We start from the raw sequence: 24,799 nt of genomic DNA, 5'->3' as shown, positions 1-24,799 counted from the left end.
TACAGATATTAGGAGTGTAAGTTTTGGAGTGGACCGCAAGGTCCGCTCTTTTTTGTGGAACAAACGCTCCACTTCAAATCTTCAGAAAACCGGAGGATGCGCCATGGAAAAGGTCACAGAGCTCACCGCACGGCTGGCAGAGCCCGTCATTGCAGAGCAGGGCTGTACGTTGTGGGATGTGGAATATGTAAAGGAAGCCGGAACGTGGTATCTCCGGGTCCTCATCGACAAGGAGGGCGGTGTGGACATTCTGGACTGCGAGGCCATCTCCCGGAAGCTCTCGGACCTGCTGGACGAGGCGGACCCCATCGAGGGCAGCTACACGCTGGAGGTCGGCTCCGCCGGTGCGGAGCGGGTGCTGAAGCGCCCTGCCGATTTTCAGCGTTATCTGAACAGCCCCGTGCTGGTGAAGCTCTACAAGCCGGTGGACGGACGCAAGGAGTTCCCCGGTACGCTGACCGCTTATAATGAGGCGGACGGTTCCATCACCGTGGAGATGGGCGGCCAAGCCTATACCTTTGACAAAAGGGCCGTGGCGCTGTGCCGCCTGCGGGTGGAATTTTAAAATTTGTGATTCCTGTCTCGGAAAAAGACGTATAAAAAAAGACGTATAAAATAAAAGGAGTAATTCAAGATGAAGGGCAAGAAAAAGGTAAAGGAACCCGCGGGCATGAACATCCCCGAGATCTTTGCGGCTCTGGCCATGCTGGAAAAGGAGCGGGGCATTCCCCAGACCTTTATGATGGATAAGATCATTCAGGCCATTTCCACCGCGTACAAGCGCGACCATAACGGCGTGGAGAACGTTGTGGTGGATGTGGATGAGGAGCACCAGACGCTGAAGATGTACGTTCAGAAGAACGTGGTGGCAGAGGAGGACTATGTGGACCCTCTCAACGAAATGAGCGAGGAGGAGGCCAAGGCCATCTCCGCAAAGTATCAGGTGGGCGATGTGGTGAACATCCCCGTGGATAATACCGAGTTTGGCCGCATCGCCGCCGGAAACGGCAAGCAGGTCATCATTCAGGGTCTGCGGGAGGCCGAGCGCGGCATGGTGTATGACGAGTTCAACTCCAAGCAGCACGAGATTCTCACCGGCGTTGTGACCCGCATCGATCCCCGCACCGGCGCCGTGTCCCTGCGAATCGGCACCGGCACGGAGTCTACGGAGGCGCTGCTGCTCTCCGGCGAGCAGGTCCCCGGCGAGGAGCTGGTAGAGGGCCAGCACGTAAAGGTGTATGTGGTAGATGTCCGCCGCTCTACCAAGGGCCCCCAGATTTTGATTTCCCGGACGCACCCCGGCCTTGTCAAGCGGCTCTTTGAGCTGGAGGTGCCCGAGATTTATGACGGTACCGTAGAGGTGAAGTCCATCGCCCGGGAGGCCGGCAGCCGCACGAAGATGGCGGTCTGGTCCGCCGACGAGAACGTGGACCCCATCGGCGCCTGCGTCGGCCCCAAGGGTCAGCGGGTGGCCAACATTGTAGAGGAACTGCGGGGCGAGAAGATCGACATCATCAAGTGGAGCGAGGACCCCGCCGAGTTTATTGCCGCCGCGCTGGCACCCAGCGATGTGGTGAACGTTTTCATGGCGGAGGAGGGCAAGGCCTGCCGCGTTATCGTGCCGGACGATCAGTTGTCCCTCGCTATCGGCAAGGAGGGGCAGAACGCCCGTCTGGCGGCCCGCCTTACCGGCTATAAGATCGACATCAAGCCCGAAAGCTGGAACGGCGAGGAAGAGGCCGAGGTCCAGTGACACAGATGATTTTCTTTCTCTGCGGCGTGGCTGCGGGGCTGGCGGTACTGCACCTGCGGCGCGGCGGGAGAAACGGAAGAAGATAAGGCCCGGCGCGGTGAGCCGCGCCATGTGTAAGGAGGGCTGTCTAAAATGCAGAAAGTGAAGAAAATTCCTCAGCGGCAATGTGTGGGCTGCCGGGAGATGAAGGATAAAAAGAGCCTTCTGCGGGTGGTAAAATCCCCCGAGGGGGCGGTGAGTCTGGACTTCGTGGGCAAAAAGCCCGGCCGGGGCGCCTACGTGTGCTACAGCGTGGAGTGCCTGAAAAAGGCGCGGAAGTCCCGCGCGCTGGAGCGGGCGCTGGAGGTCAGCATCCCCGCGGAGGTCTATGACGCCATGGAGGCAGAACTGGAGGGACGCGATGGACAGGAATGAACAGACCCTCTCCCTGATCGGCCTGTGCCTCCGGGGACGGAATTTGGAGGTAGGCGAGGAGCCGGTGGAGGCCGTGGCCCGCGCCCGGGACGCCCGGGTGCTGCTGCTGGCGTCCGACGCGGCGGACAACACCGCCCGCCGGGTGCGGCGGTTCGCGGAAATGGGCCAGTGCGTGTGGCTCCGGGTCCCCTTTACCAAGCGGGAACTGGGGCTGGCCACCGGCCGCGCATCTGCCGCCGTGGCGGCCATTACGGATATCGGTCTTGCCGTGGCGGTGGTGCGGCGGCTGGCGGAAGCGGAGCCGGAAAAATATGCCGAAGACCTTGCCAAGCTGGAACTGAAGGCCAAGCGGGCCGCCGAGCGGAAAAGCGAGGCCGCCCAGCATGAAAAAAATCTCCGCCGGGGCGTGAAGCGCCCGAAAAAGCAGACGGAGACACCGGAGGAGCGAAAGCAGGACCGCCGCGCCGGAGCAAAGGCGGAGCGCGGCCCCCGAAAAGGTGAAAAAACCGGGAAGGGCGGCCCACGCGGAAAGACCTCTGCAAGACCTGTGCCGGGTGAAAAAAACCAGCGGCGGAGCGGCACATACGAAAAGAGCGCCGGAGGAAAAACGCAAGGGCGCACCGCCTCCGGCAAAGCGGCGGAGGGCCGCAGCGGCCCCCGGAAAAGCGGGCCCCGGCCGTTCAAAAGCGACCGTCCCAAGGCAAAGCGGAATCCATTTGCACACAGCCGCCCGGTGAAAAAGGGCAAGGGCTCCTTCCGGAAAAAGGAGAGCTGAGAGGCTGTCGGCGTGTTCCATACGAAATTCAGGCCGGACGGTCCTTTGACCGGCGGTAAACGAGGTGTTTTATTTGGCTATTGAAAAATACAGAGTACGTGATGTGGCGCGGGACTTCGGCTTCCCCGCAAAGGTGATCACCGACATCCTTGGCAAGTACGGCGAGGCCCCCAAGAGCAATATGCAGGCGTTGGAGGACAAGGAGCTGTCCGTCATCTTCGAGCATCTGACCCAGAACAATCAGATTTCCAGCATTGCGGCAATCTATGCCGACGAGCCGAAGAAGCCGGAAAGCGCGCCCGCGCCCAAGGCGGAGGCGGCCCCCAAGGCAGAGCCCGCCCATAAGGCAGAGGCAGCGCCCGCCAAGCCCGCACAGGCGGCACAGGCAAAGCCCGCCGTGTCTCAGCAGGCGCAGAAGCCGGCGGCCCAGCAGCAGACTCAAAAGCCCGCGCAGCCGGTGGTGCAGCAGCCCCAGCAGAAGCACAGCAAGTCCACGGCCACTGCCCAGCCCACCACCCGCGTACCGGAGAAGAAGCTGGTGGACACCCGCAAGGGCGGCGACGTGAATCTGGCGAAGTATGACCAGCGCCTTGAGGACCTTGGCGGTCAGCGTGGCGAGCGCATGGCCCAGAAGGGCGGCAAGGAAAAGTTCCGCAACAACCGCGGACGTCAGGGCGGTCAGGTATTTTCCAACAAGCGGCGGCAGGATGAGGCGGAGAAAATGCGCAAGCTCCAGCTTGAGATCGCCAAGAAAGCCCCCCTCAAGGTCCAGATTCCCGATGAGATCAGCGTGGGTGAGCTGGCCAGCCGCATGAAAAAGACCGGCGCAGAGGTGGTCAAGTGCCTGATGAAAAACGGCGTCATGGCCTCTTTGAGCCAGATCATCGACTTCGATACCGCCTCCTTTGTGGCCGAGGAGCTTGGCTGCAAGGTGGAAAAGGAGGTTGTGGTCACTATCGAGGAAAAGCTCATCGACACCACGGAGGACCGGCCCGAGGATCTGGTTCCCCGCGCCCCCGTTGTGGTGGTCATGGGCCACGTGGACCACGGCAAGACCTCTTTGCTGGATACCATCCGCAATACGTCCGTTGCCTCCGGCGAGGCCGGCGGCATTACCCAGCACATCGGTGCCTATCAGGTGGAGATTCACGGCAAGCCCATCACGTTTTTGGATACGCCGGGCCATGAGGCGTTTACGTCCATGCGTGCCCGCGGCGCTATGATCACGGATATTGCCATTTTGATGGTGGCGGCAGATGACGGTATCATGCCCCAGACCGTGGAGTCCATCAACCACGCTAAGGCTGCCAATATCCCCATCCTCGTGGCGGTGAACAAGATCGATAAGGAAAACGCCAACCCTGACCGGGTCATGCAGCAGCTCACCGAGTACGGCCTCGTGCCCGAGGAGTGGGGCGGCGAGACCATCGTGTGCAAAATTTCCGCCAAGAAGCACATCGGCATTGACAACCTGTTGGAAAACCTTGTGCTGCTGGCAGAGGTGCAGGAGCTGAAGGCCAATCCCAACCGCGCCGGTCAGGGTACGGTCATCGAGGCCCGGCTGGACAAGGGCCGGGGCCCTGTGGCCACACTGCTGGTGCAGAACGGCACGCTGAAGCAGGGCGACATCATTATCGCCGGCACCTCTGTGGGCCGTGTGCGTACCATGGTAAACTACCGCGGCGAGCGGCTAACGCAGGCCGGTCCCTCCGTGCCTGTGGAGATCGCGGGTCTGTCCGAGGCTCCTGTGGCCGGTGCGCCCTTCTTCGCTGTGGCGGATGAGCGCATGGCCCGCGAACTGGTGGAGCAGCGCAAGGCCGAGGAACGCGCCAAGGCCGCCGCGCCGGTGCAGAAGGTGTCTTTGGAGAACCTGTTCGACCAGATCAAGTCCGGCGAGCGCAAGGAGCTGGCCCTCATCGTCAAGGCCGACGTGCAGGGCAGCGTGGAGGCCGTGAAGTCCTCTCTGGAGAAGCTCTCCAATGACGAGGTCAACGTCAGGGTCATCCACGGCGCCGTGGGTGCTATCAACGAGTCCGATGTGACGCTGGCCGCCGCGTCCAACGCCATCATCGTCGGCTTCAACGTCCGGCCGGACGCCGCAGCACGGGAAAGCGCTCAGCGCCAGAATGTGGATATGCGGATGTACCGGGTCATTTATGACGCCATCGACGAGATCGAAACCGCTATGAAGGGGATGCTGGCTCCCAAGTTCCAGGAGGTCGTTCTGGGCCATGCGGAGGTCCGGGAGACCTACAAGGTGTCCTCTGTGGGCACCGTGGCGGGCTGCTACGTGCAGGATGGCTGCCTGCGCCGGGACTGCTCCGTGCGGGTGGTCCGGGACGGTATCGTGGTCCACGAGGGCGTTCTCGGCTCTCTCCAGCGGTTCAAGGACTCTGTCAAGGAGGTCAAGGAGCGCTTTGAGTGCGGCCTGACCGTGGAAAAGTTCAACGATATCAAGCTGGGCGACATCATCGAGGCCTACACCATGGAGGAGGTGCCCCGCTGAGCGCGGCCCTGAAAAAGTTATAGTTTCATTCTGTTCCGGGCGGCGGCTATGCCGCCGCTCGGCGCTTTATCTCCCACAAACGGAAAGGAGAGGTTTTATGGCATCGAACCGTATCGGACGAATCAACGAGGAAATTCAGCGGGAACTGGCGGAACAGTTACGCCGGCTGAAGGACCCCCGGGTCTCTCAGGTGGGTATGGTCTCCGTCACCCGTGTGGACACCACCGGTGACCTGCGCTATGCCAAGGTATATATCAGCGTACTGGACAAGACGCAGGAAAAGGATGTTTTGAAGGGACTCAAATCCGCCTCCGGCTTTTTGCGTCGGGAGCTGGGCCGCAGTCTTCAGCTTCGCTATACTCCGGAGCTTCAGTTTATCGCCGATGACTCTATCGCCTACGGCGCGCATATTTTAGAGGTTTTGCGGGACCCGGAAAAGGTGAAGCCCGTGAACCCGGATAATGACGCCGTGCTGCCGGACGAGGAGGCGTGAGCGTGCTGACCGTATTGGAAGCTGCGGAACTGCTGCGGCGCTTCGACCATGTGCTGATTTTGACCCATGTGCGGCCGGACGGAGATACGGTGGGCTGTGCCGCCGCCCTGTGCGCCGCGCTGCGGGCGCTGGGAAAAACGGCGTATCTGCTGCCAAATCCCGGCCTGACGGACAATACCGCCCCCTATTTTGCCCCCTATGCCGCGCCGGAGGGCTTTGTGCCGGAGCGGGTGGTGTCGGTGGACATCGCCACCCCGGGGCTGCTGCCGGATAACGCACGCCCCTATGAAAAACGCATTGATCTGGCCCTTGACCACCACCCCTCCTTTGAGGGCTTTGGCCGGGCCAACATCGTCCGGCCGAAGGCCGCTGCCTGCGGCGAGCTGGTGCTGGACATCATCCGGGAGCTGACGCCGCTGACACAGGAGATCGCCCTGCCGCTGTATGTGGCCATTTCCACGGATACCGGCGGCTTTATCTACTCCAATGTCACCGCCGAGACCCACCGGGCCGCGGCGGCGCTGATGGAGACAGGCATTGATTACCGCACTGTCAACAAGCGGTTCTTCCAGACGAAATCCCGGGTGCGGATGCAGCTGGAGGCGGCCATGCTGGCGGACGCGAAATTCTACGATAGCGGCCGCGCGGCGGTGCTGGCCGTGCCGCTGTCGCTGCTGGAGCGGTTTCACGCCACGGAGAACGATGCGGAGGACCTTTCCTCCCTCGGCCCGCAGATTCAGGGCGTGGACTGCGCTGTGACCATGCGGGAGCTGAGGGAGAATGTCTGGAAATTCTCCCTCCGCACCGGGGAGCGGGTGAATGCCACAGAGGTCTGCCGCCTGCTGGGCGGCGGCGGTCATGCCCGCGCTGCCGGCGCCACGCTGGAGGGCGTGAGCCGCGCCGAGGCGGAGGAGAAAATGCTCACCGCTATTGCGCGAATTGTGCCGGATTTCAAAAGATAAGGAGCTGCGCCATGCCAAGCGGCATTGTGATCATTGATAAGCCTGCCGGGTGGACGAGTATGGATGTCTGCGCCAAGATGCGGGGCATTCTGAGAGAAAAGCGGGTGGGCCACGGCGGCACGCTGGATCCCATGGCCACCGGCGTACTGCCAGTGTTTCTGGGACAGGCCACCCGGGCTGTGGAGTTCGCGGAAAACGGCGAAAAGGAATATGTGGCCGGTCTGCGGCTGGGCGTTGTGACCGATACGCAGGATACCACCGGCGAAATTTTGGAGACCCGTCCCGTCACCGTGGACCGGGAGGCGCTGGCGGCGCTGCTGCCCCGCTTTACCGGGCCCATTGAACAGGTGCCGCCCATGTACTCCGCCATTAAGATCGGCGGCCAGAAGCTCTACGAGTTGGCCCGTAAGGGCCGCGAGGTGGAGCGGAAACCCCGCAGCATCACGATTTTTGAGTTGGAGCTGCTGGAGCAGGTCAGCGAAACGGACTATCTTCTCCGCTGCCAGTGCTCCAAGGGGACGTATCTTCGAACGCTGTGCCACGATATCGGGCAGGCGCTGGGCTGCGGCGGCGCCATGTACAGCCTCCGCCGCACCATGGCCGCCGGTTTTACACTGGCGGAGGCCGTGTCCCTTGAGGCTGTGCAGGCGCAGGGCGCAGCCCTACTGCGGCCTGCAGACTCTCTGTTCGCGGCGTATCCCGCCTATCGCCTGACCTCTGCCGGAAAGGAAAAGCGCGTCCGCAACGGCAATCCCATCACGGCGGAGGTGCCGGAGGGAATGTACCGGGTATACGGCGCAAACGGCGAATTTCTGTGCCTGTCCCGTGCCAAGGACGGTACGCTGACATCTATCAAGAATTTTTTTGGAGCATAAGCTATGGCCATTCAACCGAAAGTAATCGCATTGGGCTTTTTTGACGGTGTGCATCTGGGGCACGGCGCCCTGCTGCGCCGCACGGCGGCGGAGGCAAAGCGCCGGGGCGTCTGTTCCGCCGTGTTCACATGGGCACAGCCGCCCAAGGAGGTGGTCTCCGGTGTGCCGGTGCCCCTGATCAACTCCCCGGAGGACCGGGCGTGGCTCGCCAAAAATCTCTACGGCATCGACGAGGTCATCATGGTCCCCTTTGACCATGAGATGATGACGACCTCGTGGGAGGATTTTATCACGGAGATTTTGGTGAAGCGCTATCATGCTGCGCATCTGGTGGCGGGACACGATCACCGGTTCGGCCATAAAAATCAGGGGACGCCCGCTTTATTACAGGCAAAATGCGCGGAACTGGGGCTGGGCTGCGACATCATCCCGGAGGTCACGGTGGGGGGTATCACTGTCAGCTCTACCTATATCCGCCGGCTGGTGGGACTTGGACAGGTGGAGCGGGCCATGGACTATCTGGGCCATCCTCACATCCTGACCCAGACCGTGCGCCATGGGCGGCGCATCGGCCGCACCATTGGGATTCCCACGGTGAATCTGGTGCCGCCGCCCCATGTGCTGGTGCCAGGGGACGGTGTGTACGTTGCCCGGGTGTGCCTTGAGGATGGGAGCAGCTATGCCGCCGTGACCAATGTGGGTACCCGCCCCACCGTGAATAACGGCAGTGACCTGACGGTGGAATCGTGGATGCTGGACTTTGAGGGCGACCTCTACGGCCAGTCTATCCGGGTGGAATTTTACCGGCGGCTGCGGGACGAGATTCGCTTCGATTCGTTGGAGGCGCTGAAGCACCAGATCGAAACGGACGCGGAAAGCGTCCGGGCCTATTTTAAAGAAAAACAGTAAAAAAGGAGAGCGGTTTGCTCTCCTTTTTCTTATATCAGCGTCACAATGAGCCAGACGAGGCCGATGCTGCCGGCGCCGATGAGGGTGTATACCAGCGGGTTCAGCTCCCGCCATGCCCGGCTCAGGCGGCTGCCGCCGGTGTAGCCACGGGCTACCCGGCGGGCTTCCTCCACCAGTTCCCGGGCGGTGACGCCCTCGCCGCCGGCATCGTTGCGGACAATGAAGATAGCCTGTTCAAAAAAACGCTGATCCGGCGAATCCACCACCACAACACGCCGGGAAATTCCTTTTACCATAGCTGTGCTCCTCCTCTGTTTCGTCTATTCCAGTTTCCCGCAAAGAGAGGAAGTCTATACCGGAGGCGGAGATTTTTTTCAGCTTGAGCGCTTATACCGTCTGTACTTCCTCCGGCAGACGGTAGAGCACCTGCACGGCGCAGTCATCCTGCAGCTTTTCCCGGCGGATGCTTTCCGACAAAATGAGATTTGCCAGCGTCTGCGGGTCATCGCCGCCCCATCCGGCCAGCAGGTTTTGCAGCCAGTCATCCCGGTTGGGGTCTGCCACACCGTCGCTGACCATCACGGCAAAGCTCCCCGGCTCCAGCGTCACGGTGGTGAGGTCCGGGGCGGCGGGGCTGCCCCGAAGCCCGACAGGCAGGCTGCTGCCGCTGATGCGGCGGACGGAGCCGCCCTTTTTGAGATAGCTGGGGGCGGCACCGAATTTATAAAACGCCGCCTCGCCGCCTCGGAGCACGCACAGATCCACAGTGGTGAAGCTGCCGGTCTCCGCACCCCGGAGGGCCATGGCGGAGTTCAGGGTGGTCAGCGCCGCCTCCGGCTGAATGTCCGCCTCTAAAAACTGCCGCAGCAGCCGGCAGGTCAGGGCGGATTCCCGCCGTGCGGCGTCTCCACTGCCCATTCCGTCCGCCAAGATCATGCACCATGTTCCTCCGTCCGTGCGGAAAGCTTCCATGGTGTCCCCGCAGATGAGCTCCCCCTCCTTGGGCCGCAGCGCCGCGCCGATGGCGCAGCGGGCCATTGTGTCAAGGGCCGGGGCGGCCCCGGCGGCGCTGACTGCGGCGGCGGAGAGCAGGTCGGACATCTGGGCGTACTGCCCCTTGGCGCTGCGGCGGGTCTCCTCCAACTGGCGGCGGTACTGCTTGCGCAGCAAAAAGGCGGCAAGCTCGCCGTTGATGGCCTGCAAAAGCTCGGAGAGGTGGATACAGCGGTCGGCAAAATGGGAGGGGAAATCCTTGGCCTTGGCCTTGCCACGCTCCAACAGAAAGGGCGTGGCATCGTTGAGGGCGTTAAAGGTGGAGGTATACTCCTTTTGCCAGCAGAGCTGGCACAGCGCGCAGCTCCGGCATACCTTCTCCGCCGCCCGGTCGAAAATGACCGCCGGGTTTTCCTCCTGCGGCGGCGCGGCGCGGTTCATGCTGTCATACAGCGCCCGCATTGCCTCCGCAGCCCGGTCCAGCCGGGTGCGGAGCGTTTTCCCCTGCGCTGCCTCCGCTTCGGCGGGGGCGGCCTCCTGCCGGACGCGTTTGCCGCCGAAAATTCGCCGAGGAATCGCCAAAAACAGCAGCGCTCCGGCAATGGTTTCCAGCAGCAGCGTCATGGCCAGAGCTTCCCGGGAGGTGAGCATGGCGGCAAGCGCCCCTAAAAAGAAGGCCATGGCCGCCGTGCAGCGGCGGCGGCACCGGGCGGCCAGCAGCCCCGCCATGCCGTAGGCGGCAGTGAACAGCCCGCCGGTCCCCACGGTGAGATCCGTGACAAGGCCCAGCCCCAGTCCGGCAGTAACGCCGGTCATGGGCCCCTGCCCGTAGGCCGTGCAGGCAAGGAGGGCGCACAGCAGCGTCCGGCCCACAGAGACGTTCAGGACCGTCAGGTCCCCCAGCGCCAGTGTCAGCGCCGCGCCGAGAAACAGCAGTCCCTCCGGGGAGAGGCGGTCCTCCTCACCCTGAAAAAGCCGGGCAAAAAAGTAGGCGGACACACCGGTGAGCAGACCTGCCGCCGCGCAGGGACCGATGCTGCTTACCGGGTCAAGGGCCTGACAGGCGTAGATTCCCCCTACGGCCAGCACCATGCCCGCCGCCAGCACCGGCATGACCCACGGACGCTTGAAAAAATCCGTGTCCCGAAAGGCGGTGGCCGCCGTGACCGTCAGGATTCCCACGGCGGCAAAGGCCAATGCCTGCTGAAAGGGCAGAAACAGCAGCGCCCCCATCACGCCGCCGCCCAGCGCGGCGGCACCACCTGCCCCCGGTCCTGCCGCCGCGATGCACCCCAGCGCAAAGGGCGCGTAGCCATCCACCGTTTCGCTGGCGGTCAGCGCCGCGGCGAGAAAAAAGCGAATCCCCCAGTGCAGCCATTGCCCGGAGCGGAGCCGGGCCGCTGTCAGAGCCCCATAGTCCATGTGGGTCCCTCCTTCTTATGTTAACTGAGGGTATCATACTGCCTGTCCCGGAAAAATACAGTCGGAATCCGTGGGGCGGGCCGATTTTCACGGGACTTGCATTTTTGCCGGGAATCAGCTACACTAATAAGACTGTAAAAAAGAAAGGGGGCCGCGCCATGAGGATCGGTACGGTCGAGATTCATTCCAAGCTGGCTCTGGCGCCCATGGCCGGGGTCACGGACGCGGCTTTCCGCCAGATCTGCGCGGAGCTGGGGGCGGGCTACACCATAACGGAGCTGATCTCGTCCAAGGCGCTGTGCTATCACGATAAAAAAACGTTCTCTCTCCTGACGCAGTTCCCCGGCGAGCATCCCGCCGCTGTGCAGATCTTCGGCAGCGACCCCGCCTGTATGGCCGAGGCCGCCCAGATTGCCATAGAGCACACCGGCGCGGATATTCTGGACATCAACATGGGCTGTCCCATGGGTAAGATCGTCAACAACGGTGACGGCGCGGCACTGATGAAGGACCCGGAGCTGGCGGGACGCATCGTGGAGGCGGTGGTGAAGGCCCTGCCGGAAACGCCGGTAACGGCAAAGTTCCGCCGGGGCTGGGACATGGGCCACTGCAACTGCGTGGAGTTCGCCCAAACACTGGAGCAGGCCGGTGCCGCCGCCGTGGCGGTGCATGGCCGCACCCGGGCGCAGGTCTACGGCGGCACTGCCGACTGGAACTGCATCCGGGCGGTGAAGGAGGCGGTGTCCATCCCGGTCATCGCCAATGGCGATATCTGGAAGCCGGAGGACGCCAAGAGAATCCTGCTCCACACCGGCGCAGATATGGCTATGATCGGCCGGGGGTGCTTTGGAAATCCGTGGCTGTTCCAACAGGCAAAGGCTGTGCTGGACGGAGCGCCCGTTCCACCGCGTCCGCCGCTGGCGGAGCGGTGTCAGACCGCTCTGCGGCAGATTCGCATGGCCGCCGCCTATAAGGGGGAGCGGGTGGCCGTGCTGGAGGCCCGGAAGCAATACTGCTGGTATCTCAAGGGTATCCCCCACGCCAACTATTATAAGGAGCAGATCGTGCAGATGAATACGCTGGAAGATGCGGAGCGCATCACAAGGGGCATCTGCCGGGACCTGCGGGATCAGGAGGCGCCCCTATGAACGAACAGGAGCAAAGGTGGATACAGGCCGCACGGGGCGGCGACGAGGCCGCTTTTGGCGAGCTGGTGCGGCTGTACCAGAAGCGGGTCTACGCGCTGGCAGTGCGGCTGTGCCCCACGCCGGAGCTGGCGGAGGAGGCGGCGCAGGAAGCGTTTCTTGCGGCGTGGCAGGGCCTTCCGTTTTTCCGGGGAGACGCCGCGTTTTCGACGTGGCTGTACCGGCTGACCAGCAACGCCTGCGTGGATTTGCTGCGAAAGGAGCAGCGGCATCAGGGCCTGTCCCTTGACGATGAGACCGTCACGGCGGAGGCGGCGGACACCGCCCCCACCCCGGAGGAGGCGGCAGAGCACCGGGAGCTGCGGCAGCAGATCGAGGCGGGGCTGAAAACACTGTCCCCGGAGCACCGGGCGGTTTTAGTGCTGCGGGAGCTTCATCAGCTCAGCTATGACGAGATCGCGGAGAGCTTGGAGCTGGACCTTGGGACGGTGAAGTCCCGAATCAGCCGGGGACGAAGACAGCTGCGGGAATTTTTGATAAAACATGGGAACTTTTTTGATTCCGCTGCGTCCAAACGAACAGAAAGGGGGCTGTGAAATGAATATCCATGAAAACACCGCCCTGCTGGACGCCTTTTTGGACGGAGAGACAACGCCGGAGGAGACCGCCGAGGTGCGGGCGCACCTGGCGGACTGCCCGGACTGTCGGGCCTATGTGGCAGACGCAATGACCCTCCGGGCGGCGTTCCCCACGGAGGAGGATGCGGAGCTTCCGGCGGATTTTGCGAAAAACGTGATGGCCGCTGTGGCGAAAACACCGCAGCCCCGGCCGAAAAAGCAGCCTTGGGGCAAGGTGGCGGCAGCCGCCGCGTGCGTGGCCGTGCTGCTTTTGGTGCAGAATCACTTTGCCGGCGGTGGTGTGTCCGGCAGCAGTATGTCCTCCGGCAATGAGGCCGCTGTGGCGGACACCGCCGCTTACAGTGCTGCCGCTCCGGCAGCGGGCGCGGCGGAGGAGGGCAGCGTGAGCTATGAGGAATCCGCGATAGTCACGGCAGAGCCCAACGCAAAGAACGCCACGGAAAAGGACAGTGCCGCCGCAGAGCATATGGATGCTTGGGTGGAAAACGGAAACGTTGTATTCGCCGGTACGGCGCAGATCACGCAGGCGCAGGCCGACGAACTGCTGGCGGAATATGACGGAAAGCCCTATTTCGATGCTGACCGCCCGGAGGCGGGCGTTATCGGCACCGGCTACGCCATGGAGCAGGCGGATTTTGAAAAGATTTTGGAGGCGCTGGATATTCCGTGGGAGGCCGAGGCAAATCCCCAGCGCACCACGGAGCTTTATTGCATCGTAGTCACAGCAGATGAGGACTGAACAGGCAAAAAAAGGAACGCGGCGCTTGCCGCGTTCCTTTTTTGCGCTATGAGAATCAATCCCGGCCCGGCAGGGGCAGCGGGTGCAGAATGACCCGGCCGAAGCACACAAGGCCCCGGCTGCCGGAGGGGGGCAGAATCACATCGGCGTCCGCCCGCTTACGGTTCAGGGAGAACAGATACACCACGCCGGCAGGGTCCTTGTAGTATTGCTTGCAGAAAAGGTCGCCATCTACGCAGAAAATACCCACATCGCCCTCCCGCAGCGGGTCGCGGTTTACATAGACCACGCTGCCATCGGCAATATAAGGGGCCATGGAGTCACCGCTGATTCGAACGGCGAACTCCGCCGCCTGCGGAACGTCCTCCGTAACGGGGATATAGTCGAAGTCCTCGCCGAACACCGGGGAGGCATAGCCTGCCGCCGCCGGGTTGCGGTAAAGAGGGATGACCCGGGGCTCCTGCTTTTCCGGCCCGGCCTCCTCCACCTCATCCCGGTAGGCGCACAGTGCGTCCACCACGGAGCGCACGGTCTCGCGGCCCTTGAGGGACAGGCCCCGGTACTGCCGCAGCAGCGCCTGCTCGGAGGCGGACAGGCTCCGGCCGCCCTCCCGGTAGCTGTCCCGGAACAGAACGTTCGGCTCTGTTTCCAGACAGTCAAACAGCCGCAGCATGACATCCTCCTTCGGAAAGCTCAGGCCGTTTTCATAATTGCTGACAGCAGAGGGAGAGACACCCAGCCGCTCCGCCAGCTCCGCCCGGGTGAGCCGCAGCTCGCTCCGCCGGAGCCTGATCTGTTCGCCAAAACTCATGGAAAAAGCGCCTCCTACTTTGCTTTTCGACGGTTTCCGACAACATCATAGCGAAAAAAACTGTGACTGTCAATCTATTTTAACAAGTTTCTTGTAAAAATATTCTTGACTTAACAAATAACTTGTGATATTGTAAGAACGTTCACAGAAATCCTGTCTGATGCAATGTCCATGGACAGGCGGAAAAGGGAGGTTTTATGGAGAAGCAGTCAAGCTGTCCGTACCGGACCGGGAAAACCGGGACAACAGCCGCCGCATAAAAGGACAGACACAGGTGGGGCCTGTGTCTGTCCTTCGGGGGTATCTGCTCACATGGCTTCGGCGCGTTGGAAGCGTGCTCCGCATTTGCAAACGCAAAAAAAGAACGACTGCTTTTCAGCAATCGTTCCTTGGTGGGGGAAGGTGGATTCGAACCACCGAAGTCAGTGACAACAGATTTACAGTCTGCCCCATTTGGCCGCTCTGGAATTCCCCCGTATAAAATTTTGGAGCTGGTGGACGGATTCGAACCCCCGACCTGCTGATTACAAATCAGCTGCTCTACCAGCTGAGCTACACCAGCAGTTCCAACAGCATGGTTTATGATAGCAGAGAGCGGCGCTTTTGTCAACACATTTTTTGCGTTTTTCGCTTTTTTCTGAGGAGGGGATGGAATGGAACGCGGTTGTGGAGGCGTTCGTGACCGCCTCGTTCGCTGTACGCTGTGCGGACGGGAGATCACGGCGGGAGAGGAATATTGGTGCTGCAACGGCAGCCGGGTCTGCACCGGGTGCCTGCCGGAGCTGGCGCGGCAGGAGCTTTGGCCCTGCCGGGAGATACGGGGAAGGGAGGCGCGGATATGACGCTGCTGGAGCTGTCCGCGGTTTACGCGGAGAATGCCGCCGTGCTGCACGGCCGAATCACAGAGCTGCGGCGCATGGTACGGCTGGAGCCGGACCGGGAGACTGCCCGGGCACTGCAAAGGCGGGTGGAGGCGCTGCTGCCGCTGTGGCGGGAGGCGCGGAGCCTTGCGCGAATCACGGCTCATTACTATGACAGGGAGGCGTTTAGATGGCACATCTGAGTCTGGACGCCAAGGGGGGACAATGGCTGGCCGATCTGGCGGAGTGGGGCCGAAGCGGCGCGCCGGACAACCGTCGCCAGCTGGAGCAGCTCCGCCAAAAGCTGCGAACCGCCCGCAGACAGGTTTTGACGCCCCGGCAGCGGGAGATTTTGGGATTATATTATGATGAGGGACTGACCATGAGCCAGATCGGGGAACGGCTGGGACTGAACCGCTCCACGGTCTGCCGGACGATTCACCGGGCCCGGGAGCGGCTGTACCGCTCGCTGCGCTTCATGCTGTAGGAAAATTTGCGCTTTTGCTTGCGGTACCGGGAAAAAGCCGATATAATGGGGGCAGAATACGGGCCGGTCCCGCATTGGACGGGCCCCAAATATGGAAGGAGCACGGACATGATGAGACCTGTGATCGTAATGGCCGGGACGCCGGTGGACACGCAGATGGGAATGGACTGTCTTGCAGCGCAGGGCGTGGAGGGCGTTTTCTGCTCCATTTCAAAGGACCCGGTGGAGCAGACCGCGTTTCAGATCTCCTCAGAGCGGGAAAAGGCGGCGGTGGTCACCGCCCTGTTCCGGGAGGCACAGGCGGCGCACGGCTGTGAGCAGGCGTTCATCTACTGCAATTCTCTGTCCGGCTCCGTGGATTTTGACGCCATTGCCCGGGAGACCGGCGTGGCGGTGGTGACGCCGCTGGACGTTTACAGAGCGTTGGCGCCGCAGTACCGCTCCCTTGCGGTCATTGCCGCCAACGCGCAGGGCGCCGCCGGTATCGAGCGGACGCTGCTGCTGTCCAACCCGGATTTGACGCTGCGGAGCGCCGGGATTCTGCCGGTGGTGCTGGCCATTGAGCGGGGCGAGGAACCAGAGGAGCTGGTGGAGCGCCACCGTCTGCCGGAGCTGGCGGACTGGTTTGCCGCACAGGGGGCGGAGGCGCTGCTGCTGGGCTGCACGCACTTCCCATACTTCAAGGAGGCACTGGGCCGCAGGACCCGCCTGCCGATTTTAGACCCGGCGCAGGAGATGCTCCGGCTGCTGGGCGTGTGAGCAGAACGCCGTAAAGATAGAAAATGCTGCTTCAAAATGAAAAAACCGCCCCAGAGCACAGCTCCGGGGCGGTTTTCTTAGGCTTCAGTCATTTTCCAGATGATGCCGCGCAAGGTCGCAGATGGCGCGGAACGTCTGGTCGCTGATGTCATGCTCCATTTTGCAGGCGTCCTCCTCGGCCGTCACTGGGTCCACGCCAAGCTCCACCAAGAAGTTCGTGAGGGTGTGGTGGCGCTGGAGCATTTTGGCGGCAATCTCCATGCCGCTGTCTGTCAGGGTGATGAGCCCGTCCTTATCCATTTCAATATATCCGTTTTCCCGCAGACGCTTTGTGGCATACGTCACGCTGGGCTTTGTTACGCCAAGGTGCTCCGCCACATCCACGGAGCGGACATACCCCAAAGAATTACGCAGCATCAGCATGGTTTCCAGATAATCCTCGGATGCCTTGAGTATTTGCATAGCAGTATCACCGGCCTTTTTGGTTTTCCGGCATAGCCGGTTCTAATAATTCATGTTATCATAGTTTTCGCACAAATGCAAGGCGGAGCCTTTCCCAAATTTTCAACAAAATTTTCTGATAAGATAGTTGACACCAAATGTTAGAGATGTTAAACTACACAGTGGTTAGAGAGAGCTAACATCTACAGGGCATACTGCGCCTTGTTTTTATTTTCACAATGGGTTAGCAGGCTCTAACTCTGATATTCACAGATTTGGAGGGATTTTCCATGATGCCGCTGGCACTGGCAAATATCGGTGAGGAGTACATGATCCGCAAGGTGAGTGGAAACCCGGAGACCAAAAAGCATCTTGAGGATCTGGGCTTTGTGGCCGGGGGATCGGTCACGGTGGTATCCGCTCTGGGCGGCAACATCATCGTGAAGGTGAAGGAATCCCGGGTGGCCATCAGTGATGAGATGGCCCGCAAGATCATGGTTTGATCAATTTTAGTATAGAGGGAGGAAACAAGCATGAAAACACTGCGAGAAGTCAAGATCGGCGAGACAGTCAAGGTTGTCAAGCTCCACGGTGAGGGTCCCATTAAGCGCCGGATCATGGACATGGGCATCACCAAGGGCGTTGAGATCTTTGTCCGCAAGGTCGCTCCTCTGGGCGATCCAATGGAGGTCACTGTCCGGGGCTACGAGCTGAGCCTGCGGAAAGCGGACACCGAAATGATCGAGGTCGAATAAAATTTTTAAAATACGGTTCGAGCACTTGAACCAGAAGGAGCAGTCAAATGGATAAGCAGATCAAAATTGCCCTCGCGGGCAACCCTAACTGCGGCAAGACCACTCTTTTCAACGCGCTGACCGGCTCCAACCAGTTCGTAGGTAACTGGCCCGGCGTTACCGTTGAAAAGAAAGAGGGCAAGCTGAAGAAGCACGACAACGTCATCATCATGGACCTGCCGGGCATCTACTCTCTGTCCCCCTACACGCTGGAGGAGGTCGTTTCCCGTAACTACCTCATCACCGAGCGTCCCGATGCCATCCTGAACATCATCGATGGCACGAACCTTGAGCGTAACCTGTACCTGACCACGCAGCTCACCGAGCTGGGTATTCCTGTGGTCATCGCCATCAACATGATGGACGTTGTCCGCAAGAACGGCGACCAGATCAATGTGGCGGAGCTGTCCCGGGAGCTGGGCGTCCGCATCATTGAAATCTCCGCTCTGAAGGGCGACGGTGTCATGGAGGCCGCCGAGGCCGCCGTGAAGGCTGCCGAGGGCACCAAGACCGTCCCCATGCACACGTTCTCCGGCCCTGTGGAGCACGCCATTGCCCACATTGAGGAGGCCGCGCTGAACAATCTGCCCGAGGATCAGCAGCGTTGGTATGCCATCAAGATTTTTGAGCGCGACGATAAGGTGCTGGAGCAGTTGCACATTCCCTCCGATGTCATGAGCCACATCGAGACGGACATCAAGGCTGCCGAGACCGAGCTGGATGACGATGCCGAGAGCATTATCACCAACGAGCGCTATGTGTACATCGCGGAGATCATCAAGCACTGCTACAAGAAGCAGAATGCCGGTCAGCTCTCCGCCTCCGATAAGATCGATAAGATCGTTACGAACCGTTGGCTGGGCCTGCCTATCTTCGCCGTGGTCATGTATCTGGTGTACTGGATCGCCATGGTGGGCGTGGGCGCTCCCGCTACCGACTGGGCCAATGACGGTCTGTTCGGCGATGGCTGGCATCTGTTCGGCATGGGCACCTCTGAATACACTGAGGTGGCCGATGACTACACCGCCGCCTCCGAGGCCATCAGTGCTTACTACGATCTGGATACCGAAGCCGATGACTTCGATCCCGATGCCGCTCTGGCCGAGATGAAGGCTGTTCAGCCCGATTCCGACACCGCCACCATTGAGGTGGAGGACGAGGAGACTCTGGCTCAGAACGAGATGACCGTTTACTATGGCGCTGTTCCCGATGACGCTGACGAGGACACCACCGTTGGCATGAGCTATCTGGATGCTGTCAGCTACTTTGAGGAAAACGGCTTTGATGAGCCTGATCCCGCCGATTACGGCGTGTGGGTCCCCGGTATCCCCGTGCTGGTTGGCAACGCTCTGGAGGCCGCCGGTGCTGCCGATTGGCTGAGCGGCCTGATCAACGATGGTATCGTGGCCGGTGTCGGCGCCGTTCTGGGCTTCGTGCCTCAGATGCTGGTGCTGTTCCTGATGCTGGCGTTCCTCGAGGCCTGCGGCTATATGGCCCGTATCGCCTTCGTTCTGGACCGTATCTTCCGTAAGTTCGGCCTGTCCGGTAAGTCCTTCATCCCCATGCTCATCGGCACCGGCTGCGGCGTGCCCGGCATCATGGCTTCCCGTACCATTGAAAATGAACGTGACCGCCGTATGACGATCATGACCACCACCTTCATCCCCTGCGGCGCTAAGGTGCCCTTTATCTCCATGGTAGCCGGCGCTATCTTCGGCGGCGCCGCTTGGGTGGCTACCTCCGCCTACTTCGTGGGCATGGCTGCCATCATCGTCTCCGGCATCATGCTGAAGAAGACCAAGATGTTCTCCGGCGATCCCGCTCCCTTCGTTATGGAGCTGCCCGCCTATCACTGGCCCACTCTGGGCAACGTGCTGCGCAGCATGTGGGAGCGCGGCTGGTCCTTCATCAAGAAGGCCGGCACCATCATTCTGCTGTCCACCATCTTCGTCTGGTTCACCACCTACTTCGGCTGGGCTGAGGACGGCTTCCGGATGCTCTCCGAGGAGGAGATCGATTACTCCATCCTTGCCCGCATCGGCAGCCTGATCGCTTGGATCTTCGCGCCTCTTGGTTGGGGCAACTGGCAGGCCGCTGTGGCTTCCATCACCGGTCTGGTGGCCAAGGAAAACATCGTCGGCACCCTGGGTATCCTCTATGGCGGCGGCGACGGCACCGTGTACCAGAATCTGGGCGCTGCCTTTACCGCAGTCAGCGGCTACTCCTTCCTCGTGTTCAACCTGCTGTGCGCCCCCTGCTTTGCTGCTATCGGCGCCATCAAGCGTGAGATGAACAACGGCAAGTGGACCTGGTTCGCCATCGGCTATCAGTGCGGCTTCGCCTATGTTGTCGCCCTGATGATCAACCAGTTCGGCAATGCCTTCACCGGCAGCCTCAACATCATCGGTCTCGTGGCCGCCATCGCTGCGCTGGTGCTCATCATCTATATGCTGGTGCGCCCCTACAAGGAAGCCACCAAGCTGTCCACCAAAGTCTGATTTTCCCTTTCTCACCTCCATTTACTCTATTTCCATTCTTTGCCAAAGGAGTGATTTTCCATGCTGACATGGTTGAGTGCCAATCTTGCGACCATCCTCATCTCCGCAGTTCTTTTAGCAGTTGTCATCTCCATTATCCGGTATCTCATCCGCCAAAAGAAGCAGGGAAAGAGCACCTGCGGTGGCAGTTGCGGCGGTGGCTGTGCCGGTTGTTCCGGACACTGCCATTCCAAGCAGTAACGCAAGAAAAGAGACAGGACGCGGTTTCCGCGTCCTGCCTCTTTTTCGGTGAAAAGCGCCGCATGGCCGCCGGGAAGTTATGAAATGCAGCAGAGCTGTCCGCAGAAAACGGACAGCTCTGTGCACTTTTACATACATGATATGAATTCCTCCAAAATTTCCCTATAATTTTCTCCGCTCTGTCAATATGCTTTTCGCGGGCCGACTGTTTATAATAAAAGATAGTCTGCATACTATTTCCGTGTACCCGGCCTGTGAAGCACGGGGCAGAAAGGAATTTCGAATGAATATTTTTTCACTGTTCACGCTCTGCGGAGGATTGGCGTTTTTCCTCTACGGCATGACCGTGATGTCCAAAAGTCTGGAGAAAATGGCCGGCGGCAAGCTGGAAAAGCTGCTCAAGCGCATGACCTCCAACCCTATCAAAAGCCTTTTACTGGGCGCGGGAATCACCATTGCCATCCAGTCCTCCTCCGCTATGACGGTGATGCTGGTGGGCCTTGTGAACTCCGGCGTTATGGAGCTGCGGCAGACCATCGGCGTTATTATGGGCTCCAATATCGGCACCACGCTGACAGCGTGGCTGCTGTCCCTCACCGGAATTGAAAGCGACAGCTTTTTTGTCAATCTTCTCAAGCCCAAGAATTTCTCCCCCTTGCTGGCGCTGGCGGGCATTCTACTCATTATGGGCTCAAAAAAGCAGCGCCGCCGGGACGTGGGCCGGGTCATGATGGGCTTTTCCATCCTGATGTACGGCATGGAGCTCATGAGCGGCGCGGTGGCGCCGCTGGCGGATATGCCGGAATTTTCCGGCCTGATGACCGCCTTTACCAATCCTTTCCTCGGTGTGCTGGTGGGCGCGGCCTTTACGGGCATCATCCAGTCCTCTGCCGCGTCTGTGGGTATTTTGCAGGCGCTGGCCATGACCGGCTCTGTGACCTACGGCATGGCGATTCCCATTATCATGGGCCAGAATATCGGCACCTGTGTCACGGCGCTGCTGTCCTCCATTGGCGTCAGCCGCAGCGCAAAGCAGGTGTCCGTGATCCACATTTCCTTCAACCTCATCGGTACGGCGGTGGGCCTGCTTGTGATCTGCGGCGGCGGGCTGCTGTTCGATATGCCGTTTTTGACCCAGCCGGTGAACGCTGTGGGCGTGGCGCTGTGCCACACAGTGTTCAATGTCTGCACCACTATTTTGCTGCTGCCCTTTACCAGCCAGCTGGAGGCGCTGGCGAAAAGGGTCATTTCTACAGAGGACAAGCCCTCCGACTTTGCCTTTCTGGACCCCCGGCTGCTGCGGACGCCCGGCGTGGCTGTCAGTGAGTGCGCGTCTATGACCAACCGCATGGGCGAGTTGGCCCGGGAGAATATCCGCCTTGCGCTGGAGCAGTTCGACCGTTACAGTGAAGAACAGGAGGAAATTATCCGAGCCAATGAGGACAAGCTGGATGTTTACGAGGACCGCCTCGGCAGCTATCTTGTCCAGCTTTCCCAGCATGGCACTTCGGCGGATGACATGAATACAGTTTCCCGGCTACTCCATGCCATCGGCGACTTTGAGCGCATCGGCGACCACGCCCTGAACCTGCTGGAATCCGCTAAGGAGCTCCACGACAAGGGCCTGTCCTTTTCCCACATCGCCGGAGTGGAGGCCGATGTGCTGATTCACCTGACGACTGATTTGCTGGATGGCGCGCTGGATTGCTTTGAAAATGACGATGTTCGGGCTGCTCGGGGCGTTGAGCCGCTGGAGGAGACCATGGACTATCTGACGGAGGAGATTCGCAGCCGCCATATCCGGCGCCTCCAGAATGGGCAGTGTACCATTCAACTGGGCTTTGTGCTCAACGATCTGCTTAACAACCTTGAGCGCGTGGGCGACCACTGCTCCAACATCGCCCTCAGCGTGATCGAGGAGCAGACGGACGAGGCCGATTCCCACGCTTATGTCCACAGTCTGAAAAAGGATCAGGAGTTTAATCTGCGGTTCCAACAGGACCTCAAGCGCTACGCCTTACCCAACGAGGAATAAAAAATCCCCCCTGATACCGGTCAGGGGGGATTTCCTTATGCCAAAACGCGGCGTTTTTATATTTTTTACATCTGAAACCGCAATCTATTCTTTACCTTTGGGCGGATTCCTGCTATACTATATCTTTGTTGAATTGTTTCTATAAGGAGGTGTGTCCCTATGAAGTATCAAAAATGGCATATCGGCACGGCGGCAGAGGGAGACACCGCCCTTTTGCGGGAGGCGGGCTATTCCGGCCTGCTTGCTACCGTCTTGGCCTCCCGGGGCATCACCACGGCGGAGGCCGCCGCAGAGGCGCTGGAGCGGGAGACCACGCTGACTCTATCCCCCATGCTGATGCGGGATATGGACAAGGCTGTGGCCCGGATTCAAAGGGCCCTTGCCAATGATGAGACCATCGCCGTGTTCGGCGATTACGATGTGGACGGAATTACCTCTACGGTGCTGTTGCTGGACTATCTGAAGGGCTGCGGCGCTCACTGCCTGCGCTATATCCCCCGGCGCATTGAGGACGGGTACGGACTGTCCCGGGATGCCATTGCCGGTTTGCGGGAGCAGGGAGCCACATTGATGATTACCGTGGACTGCGGCATCACCGGCAATGAGGAGGTGGACTTCGCCGCCTCTATCGGCATGGATGTGGTCATCACGGACCACCATGAATGCAAGGAGGAACTGCCCCGGGCCGTGGCGGTGGTGGACCCCCACCGAAGCGACTGCCCGTACCCCTTCAAGTATTTAGCGGGCGTGGGCGTGGCGCTGAAGCTGGTGCTGGCGCTGGGCGGACCGGATCGGGAAAACGCCCTGTTTGCCCGGTACTGCACACTGGCCGCCATCGGCACCATTGCTGACGTCATGCGGATGGAGGGGGAGAACCGCACCATTGTTTCCTGCGGACTTGCCTCTCTGGACCATACGGATTTTGTAGGCATCCACGCGCTTTTGAAGGAGGCGGGCCTGCTGGGCAAGCCCATTACGTCTATTCAGATCGGCTTTGTCCTCTCCCCCCGCATCAACGCCGCCGGGCGCATGGGGGCGGCGGACCTTGCCGCCGATCTTTTGCAGGAGACGGACCCCGCCAAGGCGGAGGAGCTGGCGCGGCAGCTATGCGATTTGAACCGGGAGCGGCAGGCGGTGGAGCAGGCCATCTGCGCCGATGCCATCGCCCAGATCGAAAAGCTGCGGCCGGAGGATCGCAACGCGCTGGTGCTCTCCAGCGAGGAATGGCATCAGGGCGTGGTGGGAATCGTGGCCTCCCGTCTCAGTGAAAAATACGCGGCCCCCAGCTTTATGATTCACCTCAAGGACGGCTCCGGCAAGGGCTCCTGCCGCTCCTACGGCGGGTTCAACCTGTTTGCCGCGCTGGAATCCTGTGCCGATCTGCTGGATGGCTTCGGCGGTCACGAACTGGCGGCGGGCTTTACCATTCCGGAGGAAAATATCGCCGCTTTCCGTCAGCGGATGAACCGCTGCGTCAAGGCCGCCTCCGGCGGCGAGCGGGCGGTAAGCTGTCTGGAGGTGGATGCCGCCATCTCCAATCCGGCGGATATGACGCTGGAGCAGGTAGACCAGCTTTCTCAATTAGAGCCCTACGGCGCCGGGAATCCCCGGCCGGTGTTTGCGCTGCTGGGGGCTACGGTGGACAGCGTACAGTCCGTGGGACAGGGCAAGCACCTGAAACTGCGGCTGAGCAAGGGCCCCAGTCGGTTTGACGCTATTTTCTTCTCCATGCCGGAGGCCGAGGCCCATCTGGAGCCGGGCTGCCGGGTGGACGCCGCCTTTTATCTGCAGGCCAATACATTCCGGGGCAACACAACGCTGCAATTACAGTTAGTGGACCTGCGGCCCTCACTGACGCCCAGCCGCCACGAGGCGGAGTCGCTGGCGCTGCTGCACCGGCTGACAGAGGGCGGACACCTGACCGCGCAGGAAAGGGCCCGGCTTATGATTTCCCGGGACCAGTTCGCTGCGTTCTGGCGGGTGCTGGAGTGGCATTTGAAGCAGGGAAAGCTGGAAACGGAGCTGCTGCCCTACCTTCGGACGCTGGCGGCACAGGCCGGGGGCTGCGACAGCTTCCTCCGGGCCGGACTGGCTCTGACGGTGTTTCAGGAGCGGGGACTCATTTCCCTGACCTTGCAGGACGAGCGGCTTACGCTGTGTCTCAATCCCGTACAAGGGAAGGTGGATTTGAACGCCTCTCCCTATCTGCTCCGGCTGCGCGGCGGCGCGGAGACAAAGTGAGGTGGGTGT

Annotated in this window: 26 protein-coding genes and 2 tRNA genes; 22 read left to right on the top strand and 6 right to left on the bottom strand. The window is 60.8% G+C overall.

The window, feature by feature from the left end:
• The first annotated feature begins 103 nt into the window (after positions 1-103).
• The 9 genes from rimP to ribF all read left to right on the top strand — a co-directional run bounded on the left by rimP (position 104) and on the right by ribF (position 8,687).
• Entirely contained in the window at positions 104-565 is a 462-nt protein-coding gene (gene rimP, locus PY311_RS01005) for a ribosome maturation factor RimP (RefSeq protein WP_286146807.1), read from the top strand.
• Positions 566-634: 69 nt separating this feature from the next.
• Complete coding sequence (gene nusA, locus PY311_RS01000) at positions 635-1,753, top strand: transcription termination factor NusA (RefSeq protein ID WP_286146806.1); 1,119 nt, start codon at positions 635-637, stop codon at positions 1,751-1,753.
• A 132-nt stretch (positions 1,754-1,885) separates the two neighbouring features.
• A complete protein-coding gene (gene rnpM, locus PY311_RS00995) occupies positions 1,886-2,167 on the top strand; it encodes an RNase P modulator RnpM (protein WP_286146805.1) in 282 nt (93 codons plus the stop codon).
• Complete coding sequence (locus PY311_RS00990) at positions 2,154-2,942, top strand: 50S ribosomal protein L7 (protein WP_286146804.1); 789 nt, start codon at positions 2,154-2,156, stop codon at positions 2,940-2,942. Before rnpM ends, PY311_RS00990 begins: the two co-directional genes overlap by 14 nt.
• 73 nt (positions 2,943-3,015) lie before the next feature.
• Positions 3,016-5,448 carry a translation initiation factor IF-2 gene (gene infB, locus PY311_RS00985; protein WP_286146803.1) on the top strand — a complete coding sequence of 811 codons (2,433 nt, stop codon included), beginning with the start codon at positions 3,016-3,018 and terminating at the stop codon, positions 5,446-5,448.
• A gap of 97 nt (positions 5,449-5,545) precedes the next feature.
• Entirely contained in the window at positions 5,546-5,941 is a 396-nt protein-coding gene (gene rbfA, locus PY311_RS00980; RefSeq protein WP_286146802.1) for a 30S ribosome-binding factor RbfA, read from the top strand.
• 2 nt (positions 5,942-5,943) lie between these two features.
• Positions 5,944-6,903: a DHH family phosphoesterase gene (locus tag PY311_RS00975; protein ID WP_286146801.1), complete on the top strand. Its 960-nt coding sequence runs from the start codon at positions 5,944-5,946 to the stop codon at positions 6,901-6,903.
• An 11-nt stretch (positions 6,904-6,914) separates the two neighbouring features.
• The gene (truB, locus tag PY311_RS00970) at positions 6,915-7,778 is read left to right on the top strand and encodes a tRNA pseudouridine(55) synthase TruB (protein ID WP_286146800.1); all 864 of its coding nucleotides are present in this window, start codon (positions 6,915-6,917) and stop codon (positions 7,776-7,778) included.
• Positions 7,779-7,781: 3 nt separating this feature from the next.
• Positions 7,782-8,687: a riboflavin biosynthesis protein RibF gene (ribF, locus tag PY311_RS00965; RefSeq protein WP_286146799.1), complete on the top strand. Its 906-nt coding sequence runs from the start codon at positions 7,782-7,784 to the stop codon at positions 8,685-8,687.
• A gap of 29 nt (positions 8,688-8,716) precedes the next feature.
• Here the strand turns inward: ribF and PY311_RS00960 are convergent, their stop codons facing one another.
• Positions 8,717-8,983, bottom strand: coding sequence for a hypothetical protein (locus PY311_RS00960; RefSeq protein ID WP_286146798.1), 267 nt, complete (start codon positions 8,981-8,983; stop codon positions 8,717-8,719).
• 91 nt (positions 8,984-9,074) lie between these two features.
• On the bottom strand, positions 9,075-11,102 hold the full coding sequence (locus PY311_RS00955; RefSeq protein ID WP_286146797.1) for a SpoIIE family protein phosphatase: 2,028 nt from the start codon (positions 11,100-11,102) through the stop codon (positions 9,075-9,077).
• 158 nt (positions 11,103-11,260) lie between these two features.
• On the opposite strand from PY311_RS00955, the gene dusB reads away from it, so the two are divergent.
• Genes dusB through PY311_RS00940 form a run of 3 tightly spaced genes read left to right on the top strand, consistent with a single transcriptional unit; the run spans position 11,261 to position 13,624 of the window.
• A complete protein-coding gene (gene dusB, locus PY311_RS00950) occupies positions 11,261-12,250 on the top strand; it encodes a tRNA dihydrouridine synthase DusB (RefSeq protein ID WP_286146796.1) in 990 nt (329 codons plus the stop codon).
• Complete coding sequence (locus tag PY311_RS00945) at positions 12,247-12,843, top strand: RNA polymerase sigma factor (protein WP_286146795.1); 597 nt, start codon at positions 12,247-12,249, stop codon at positions 12,841-12,843. The genes dusB and PY311_RS00945 overlap by 4 nt, the downstream gene beginning before the upstream one ends.
• A 1-nt stretch (position 12,844) precedes the next feature.
• Positions 12,845-13,624, top strand: a complete 780-nt coding sequence (locus tag PY311_RS00940; RefSeq protein ID WP_286146794.1) for an anti-sigma factor family protein — start codon at positions 12,845-12,847, stop codon at positions 13,622-13,624.
• Between the two features lie 55 nt (positions 13,625-13,679).
• Here PY311_RS00940 and PY311_RS00935 read toward each other — a convergent pair whose 3' ends face one another.
• From PY311_RS00935 to PY311_RS00925, 3 genes are all read right to left on the bottom strand, one after another.
• The gene (locus PY311_RS00935) at positions 13,680-14,435 is read right to left on the bottom strand and encodes an XRE family transcriptional regulator (protein WP_286146793.1); all 756 of its coding nucleotides are present in this window, start codon (positions 14,433-14,435) and stop codon (positions 13,680-13,682) included.
• A gap of 390 nt (positions 14,436-14,825) precedes the next feature.
• Positions 14,826-14,910, bottom strand: a tRNA-Tyr gene (locus PY311_RS00930).
• 11 nt (positions 14,911-14,921) lie between these two features.
• Positions 14,922-14,997 (bottom strand) — tRNA-Thr (locus PY311_RS00925).
• 91 nt (positions 14,998-15,088) lie between these two features.
• Between PY311_RS00925 and PY311_RS00920 the strand changes: the two genes are divergently transcribed.
• From PY311_RS00920 to PY311_RS00905, 4 genes are all read left to right on the top strand, one after another.
• Positions 15,089-15,277, top strand: a complete 189-nt coding sequence (locus PY311_RS00920) for a hypothetical protein (protein ID WP_286146792.1) — start codon at positions 15,089-15,091, stop codon at positions 15,275-15,277.
• The gene (locus PY311_RS00915) at positions 15,274-15,498 is read left to right on the top strand and encodes a hypothetical protein (protein ID WP_286146791.1); all 225 of its coding nucleotides are present in this window, start codon (positions 15,274-15,276) and stop codon (positions 15,496-15,498) included. Before PY311_RS00920 ends, PY311_RS00915 begins: the two co-directional genes overlap by 4 nt.
• Positions 15,486-15,782, top strand: coding sequence for a sigma-70 family RNA polymerase sigma factor (locus PY311_RS00910; protein WP_286146790.1), 297 nt, complete (start codon positions 15,486-15,488; stop codon positions 15,780-15,782). The genes PY311_RS00915 and PY311_RS00910 overlap by 13 nt, the downstream gene beginning before the upstream one ends.
• 108 nt (positions 15,783-15,890) lie before the next feature.
• Positions 15,891-16,541, top strand: coding sequence for an aspartate/glutamate racemase family protein (locus tag PY311_RS00905; RefSeq protein WP_286146789.1), 651 nt, complete (start codon positions 15,891-15,893; stop codon positions 16,539-16,541).
• Positions 16,542-16,625: 84 nt separating this feature from the next.
• On the opposite strand, the gene PY311_RS00900 is transcribed toward PY311_RS00905, so the two are convergent.
• Positions 16,626-17,003, bottom strand: coding sequence for a metal-dependent transcriptional regulator (locus PY311_RS00900; protein ID WP_286146788.1), 378 nt, complete (start codon positions 17,001-17,003; stop codon positions 16,626-16,628).
• 269 nt (positions 17,004-17,272) lie between these two features.
• On the opposite strand from PY311_RS00900, the gene PY311_RS00895 reads away from it, so the two are divergent.
• From PY311_RS00895 to recJ, 6 genes are all read left to right on the top strand, one after another.
• Positions 17,273-17,485: a FeoA family protein gene (locus PY311_RS00895; RefSeq protein WP_286146787.1), complete on the top strand. Its 213-nt coding sequence runs from the start codon at positions 17,273-17,275 to the stop codon at positions 17,483-17,485.
• Between the two features lie 30 nt (positions 17,486-17,515).
• Positions 17,516-17,737, top strand: coding sequence for a FeoA family protein (locus PY311_RS00890; RefSeq protein WP_286146786.1), 222 nt, complete (start codon positions 17,516-17,518; stop codon positions 17,735-17,737).
• A gap of 47 nt (positions 17,738-17,784) precedes the next feature.
• Positions 17,785-20,274, top strand: a complete 2,490-nt coding sequence (gene feoB, locus PY311_RS00885) for a ferrous iron transport protein B (protein ID WP_286146785.1) — start codon at positions 17,785-17,787, stop codon at positions 20,272-20,274.
• Between the two features lie 60 nt (positions 20,275-20,334).
• Positions 20,335-20,514, top strand: a complete 180-nt coding sequence (locus tag PY311_RS00880) for a FeoB-associated Cys-rich membrane protein (protein ID WP_286146784.1) — start codon at positions 20,335-20,337, stop codon at positions 20,512-20,514.
• Positions 20,515-20,797: 283 nt separating this feature from the next.
• Positions 20,798-22,549, top strand: coding sequence for a Na/Pi cotransporter family protein (locus PY311_RS00875; protein ID WP_286146783.1), 1,752 nt, complete (start codon positions 20,798-20,800; stop codon positions 22,547-22,549).
• A gap of 159 nt (positions 22,550-22,708) precedes the next feature.
• The gene (recJ, locus tag PY311_RS00870) at positions 22,709-24,790 is read left to right on the top strand and encodes a single-stranded-DNA-specific exonuclease RecJ (protein WP_286146782.1); all 2,082 of its coding nucleotides are present in this window, start codon (positions 22,709-22,711) and stop codon (positions 24,788-24,790) included.
• Positions 24,791-24,799 lie beyond the last annotated feature (9 nt).

The organism is Neopoerus faecalis (genome assembly GCF_029218125.1).
Lineage (GTDB): Bacteria > Bacillota > Clostridia > Oscillospirales > Oscillospiraceae > Oscillibacter > Oscillibacter faecalis_A.
This window is presented reverse-complemented; position numbering and strand designations above follow the sequence as displayed.

Bases quoted from the DNA above. Each gene is read 5' to 3' on its own strand.
- rimP (WP_286146807.1), top strand. From the start codon at position 104: ATGGAAAAGGTCACAGAGCTCACCGCACGGCTGGCAGAGCCCGTCATT.
- nusA (WP_286146806.1), top strand. From the start codon at position 635: ATGAAGGGCAAGAAAAAGGTAAAGGAACCCGCGGGCATGAACATCCCC.
- rnpM (WP_286146805.1), top strand. From the start codon at position 1,886: ATGCAGAAAGTGAAGAAAATTCCTCAGCGGCAATGTGTGGGCTGCCGG.
- PY311_RS00990 (WP_286146804.1), top strand. From the start codon at position 2,154: ATGGACAGGAATGAACAGACCCTCTCCCTGATCGGCCTGTGCCTCCGG.
- rbfA (WP_286146802.1), top strand. From the start codon at position 5,546: ATGGCATCGAACCGTATCGGACGAATCAACGAGGAAATTCAGCGGGAA.
- truB (WP_286146800.1), top strand. From the start codon at position 6,915: ATGCCAAGCGGCATTGTGATCATTGATAAGCCTGCCGGGTGGACGAGT.
- ribF (WP_286146799.1), top strand. From the start codon at position 7,782: ATGGCCATTCAACCGAAAGTAATCGCATTGGGCTTTTTTGACGGTGTG.
- PY311_RS00960 (WP_286146798.1), bottom strand. From the start codon at position 8,983: ATGGTAAAAGGAATTTCCCGGCGTGTTGTGGTGGTGGATTCGCCGGAT.
- PY311_RS00955 (WP_286146797.1), bottom strand. From the start codon at position 11,102: ATGGACTATGGGGCTCTGACAGCGGCCCGGCTCCGCTCCGGGCAATGG.
- dusB (WP_286146796.1), top strand. From the start codon at position 11,261: ATGAGGATCGGTACGGTCGAGATTCATTCCAAGCTGGCTCTGGCGCCC.
- PY311_RS00945 (WP_286146795.1), top strand. From the start codon at position 12,247: ATGAACGAACAGGAGCAAAGGTGGATACAGGCCGCACGGGGCGGCGAC.
- PY311_RS00940 (WP_286146794.1), top strand. From the start codon at position 12,845: ATGAATATCCATGAAAACACCGCCCTGCTGGACGCCTTTTTGGACGGA.
- PY311_RS00935 (WP_286146793.1), bottom strand. From the start codon at position 14,435: ATGAGTTTTGGCGAACAGATCAGGCTCCGGCGGAGCGAGCTGCGGCTC.
- PY311_RS00920 (WP_286146792.1), top strand. From the start codon at position 15,089: ATGGAACGCGGTTGTGGAGGCGTTCGTGACCGCCTCGTTCGCTGTACG.
- PY311_RS00915 (WP_286146791.1), top strand. From the start codon at position 15,274: ATGACGCTGCTGGAGCTGTCCGCGGTTTACGCGGAGAATGCCGCCGTG.
- PY311_RS00910 (WP_286146790.1), top strand. From the start codon at position 15,486: ATGGCACATCTGAGTCTGGACGCCAAGGGGGGACAATGGCTGGCCGAT.
- PY311_RS00905 (WP_286146789.1), top strand. From the start codon at position 15,891: ATGATGAGACCTGTGATCGTAATGGCCGGGACGCCGGTGGACACGCAG.
- PY311_RS00900 (WP_286146788.1), bottom strand. From the start codon at position 17,003: ATGCAAATACTCAAGGCATCCGAGGATTATCTGGAAACCATGCTGATG.
- PY311_RS00895 (WP_286146787.1), top strand. From the start codon at position 17,273: ATGATGCCGCTGGCACTGGCAAATATCGGTGAGGAGTACATGATCCGC.
- PY311_RS00890 (WP_286146786.1), top strand. From the start codon at position 17,516: ATGAAAACACTGCGAGAAGTCAAGATCGGCGAGACAGTCAAGGTTGTC.
- feoB (WP_286146785.1), top strand. From the start codon at position 17,785: ATGGATAAGCAGATCAAAATTGCCCTCGCGGGCAACCCTAACTGCGGC.
- PY311_RS00880 (WP_286146784.1), top strand. From the start codon at position 20,335: ATGCTGACATGGTTGAGTGCCAATCTTGCGACCATCCTCATCTCCGCA.
- PY311_RS00875 (WP_286146783.1), top strand. From the start codon at position 20,798: ATGAATATTTTTTCACTGTTCACGCTCTGCGGAGGATTGGCGTTTTTC.
- recJ (WP_286146782.1), top strand. From the start codon at position 22,709: ATGAAGTATCAAAAATGGCATATCGGCACGGCGGCAGAGGGAGACACC.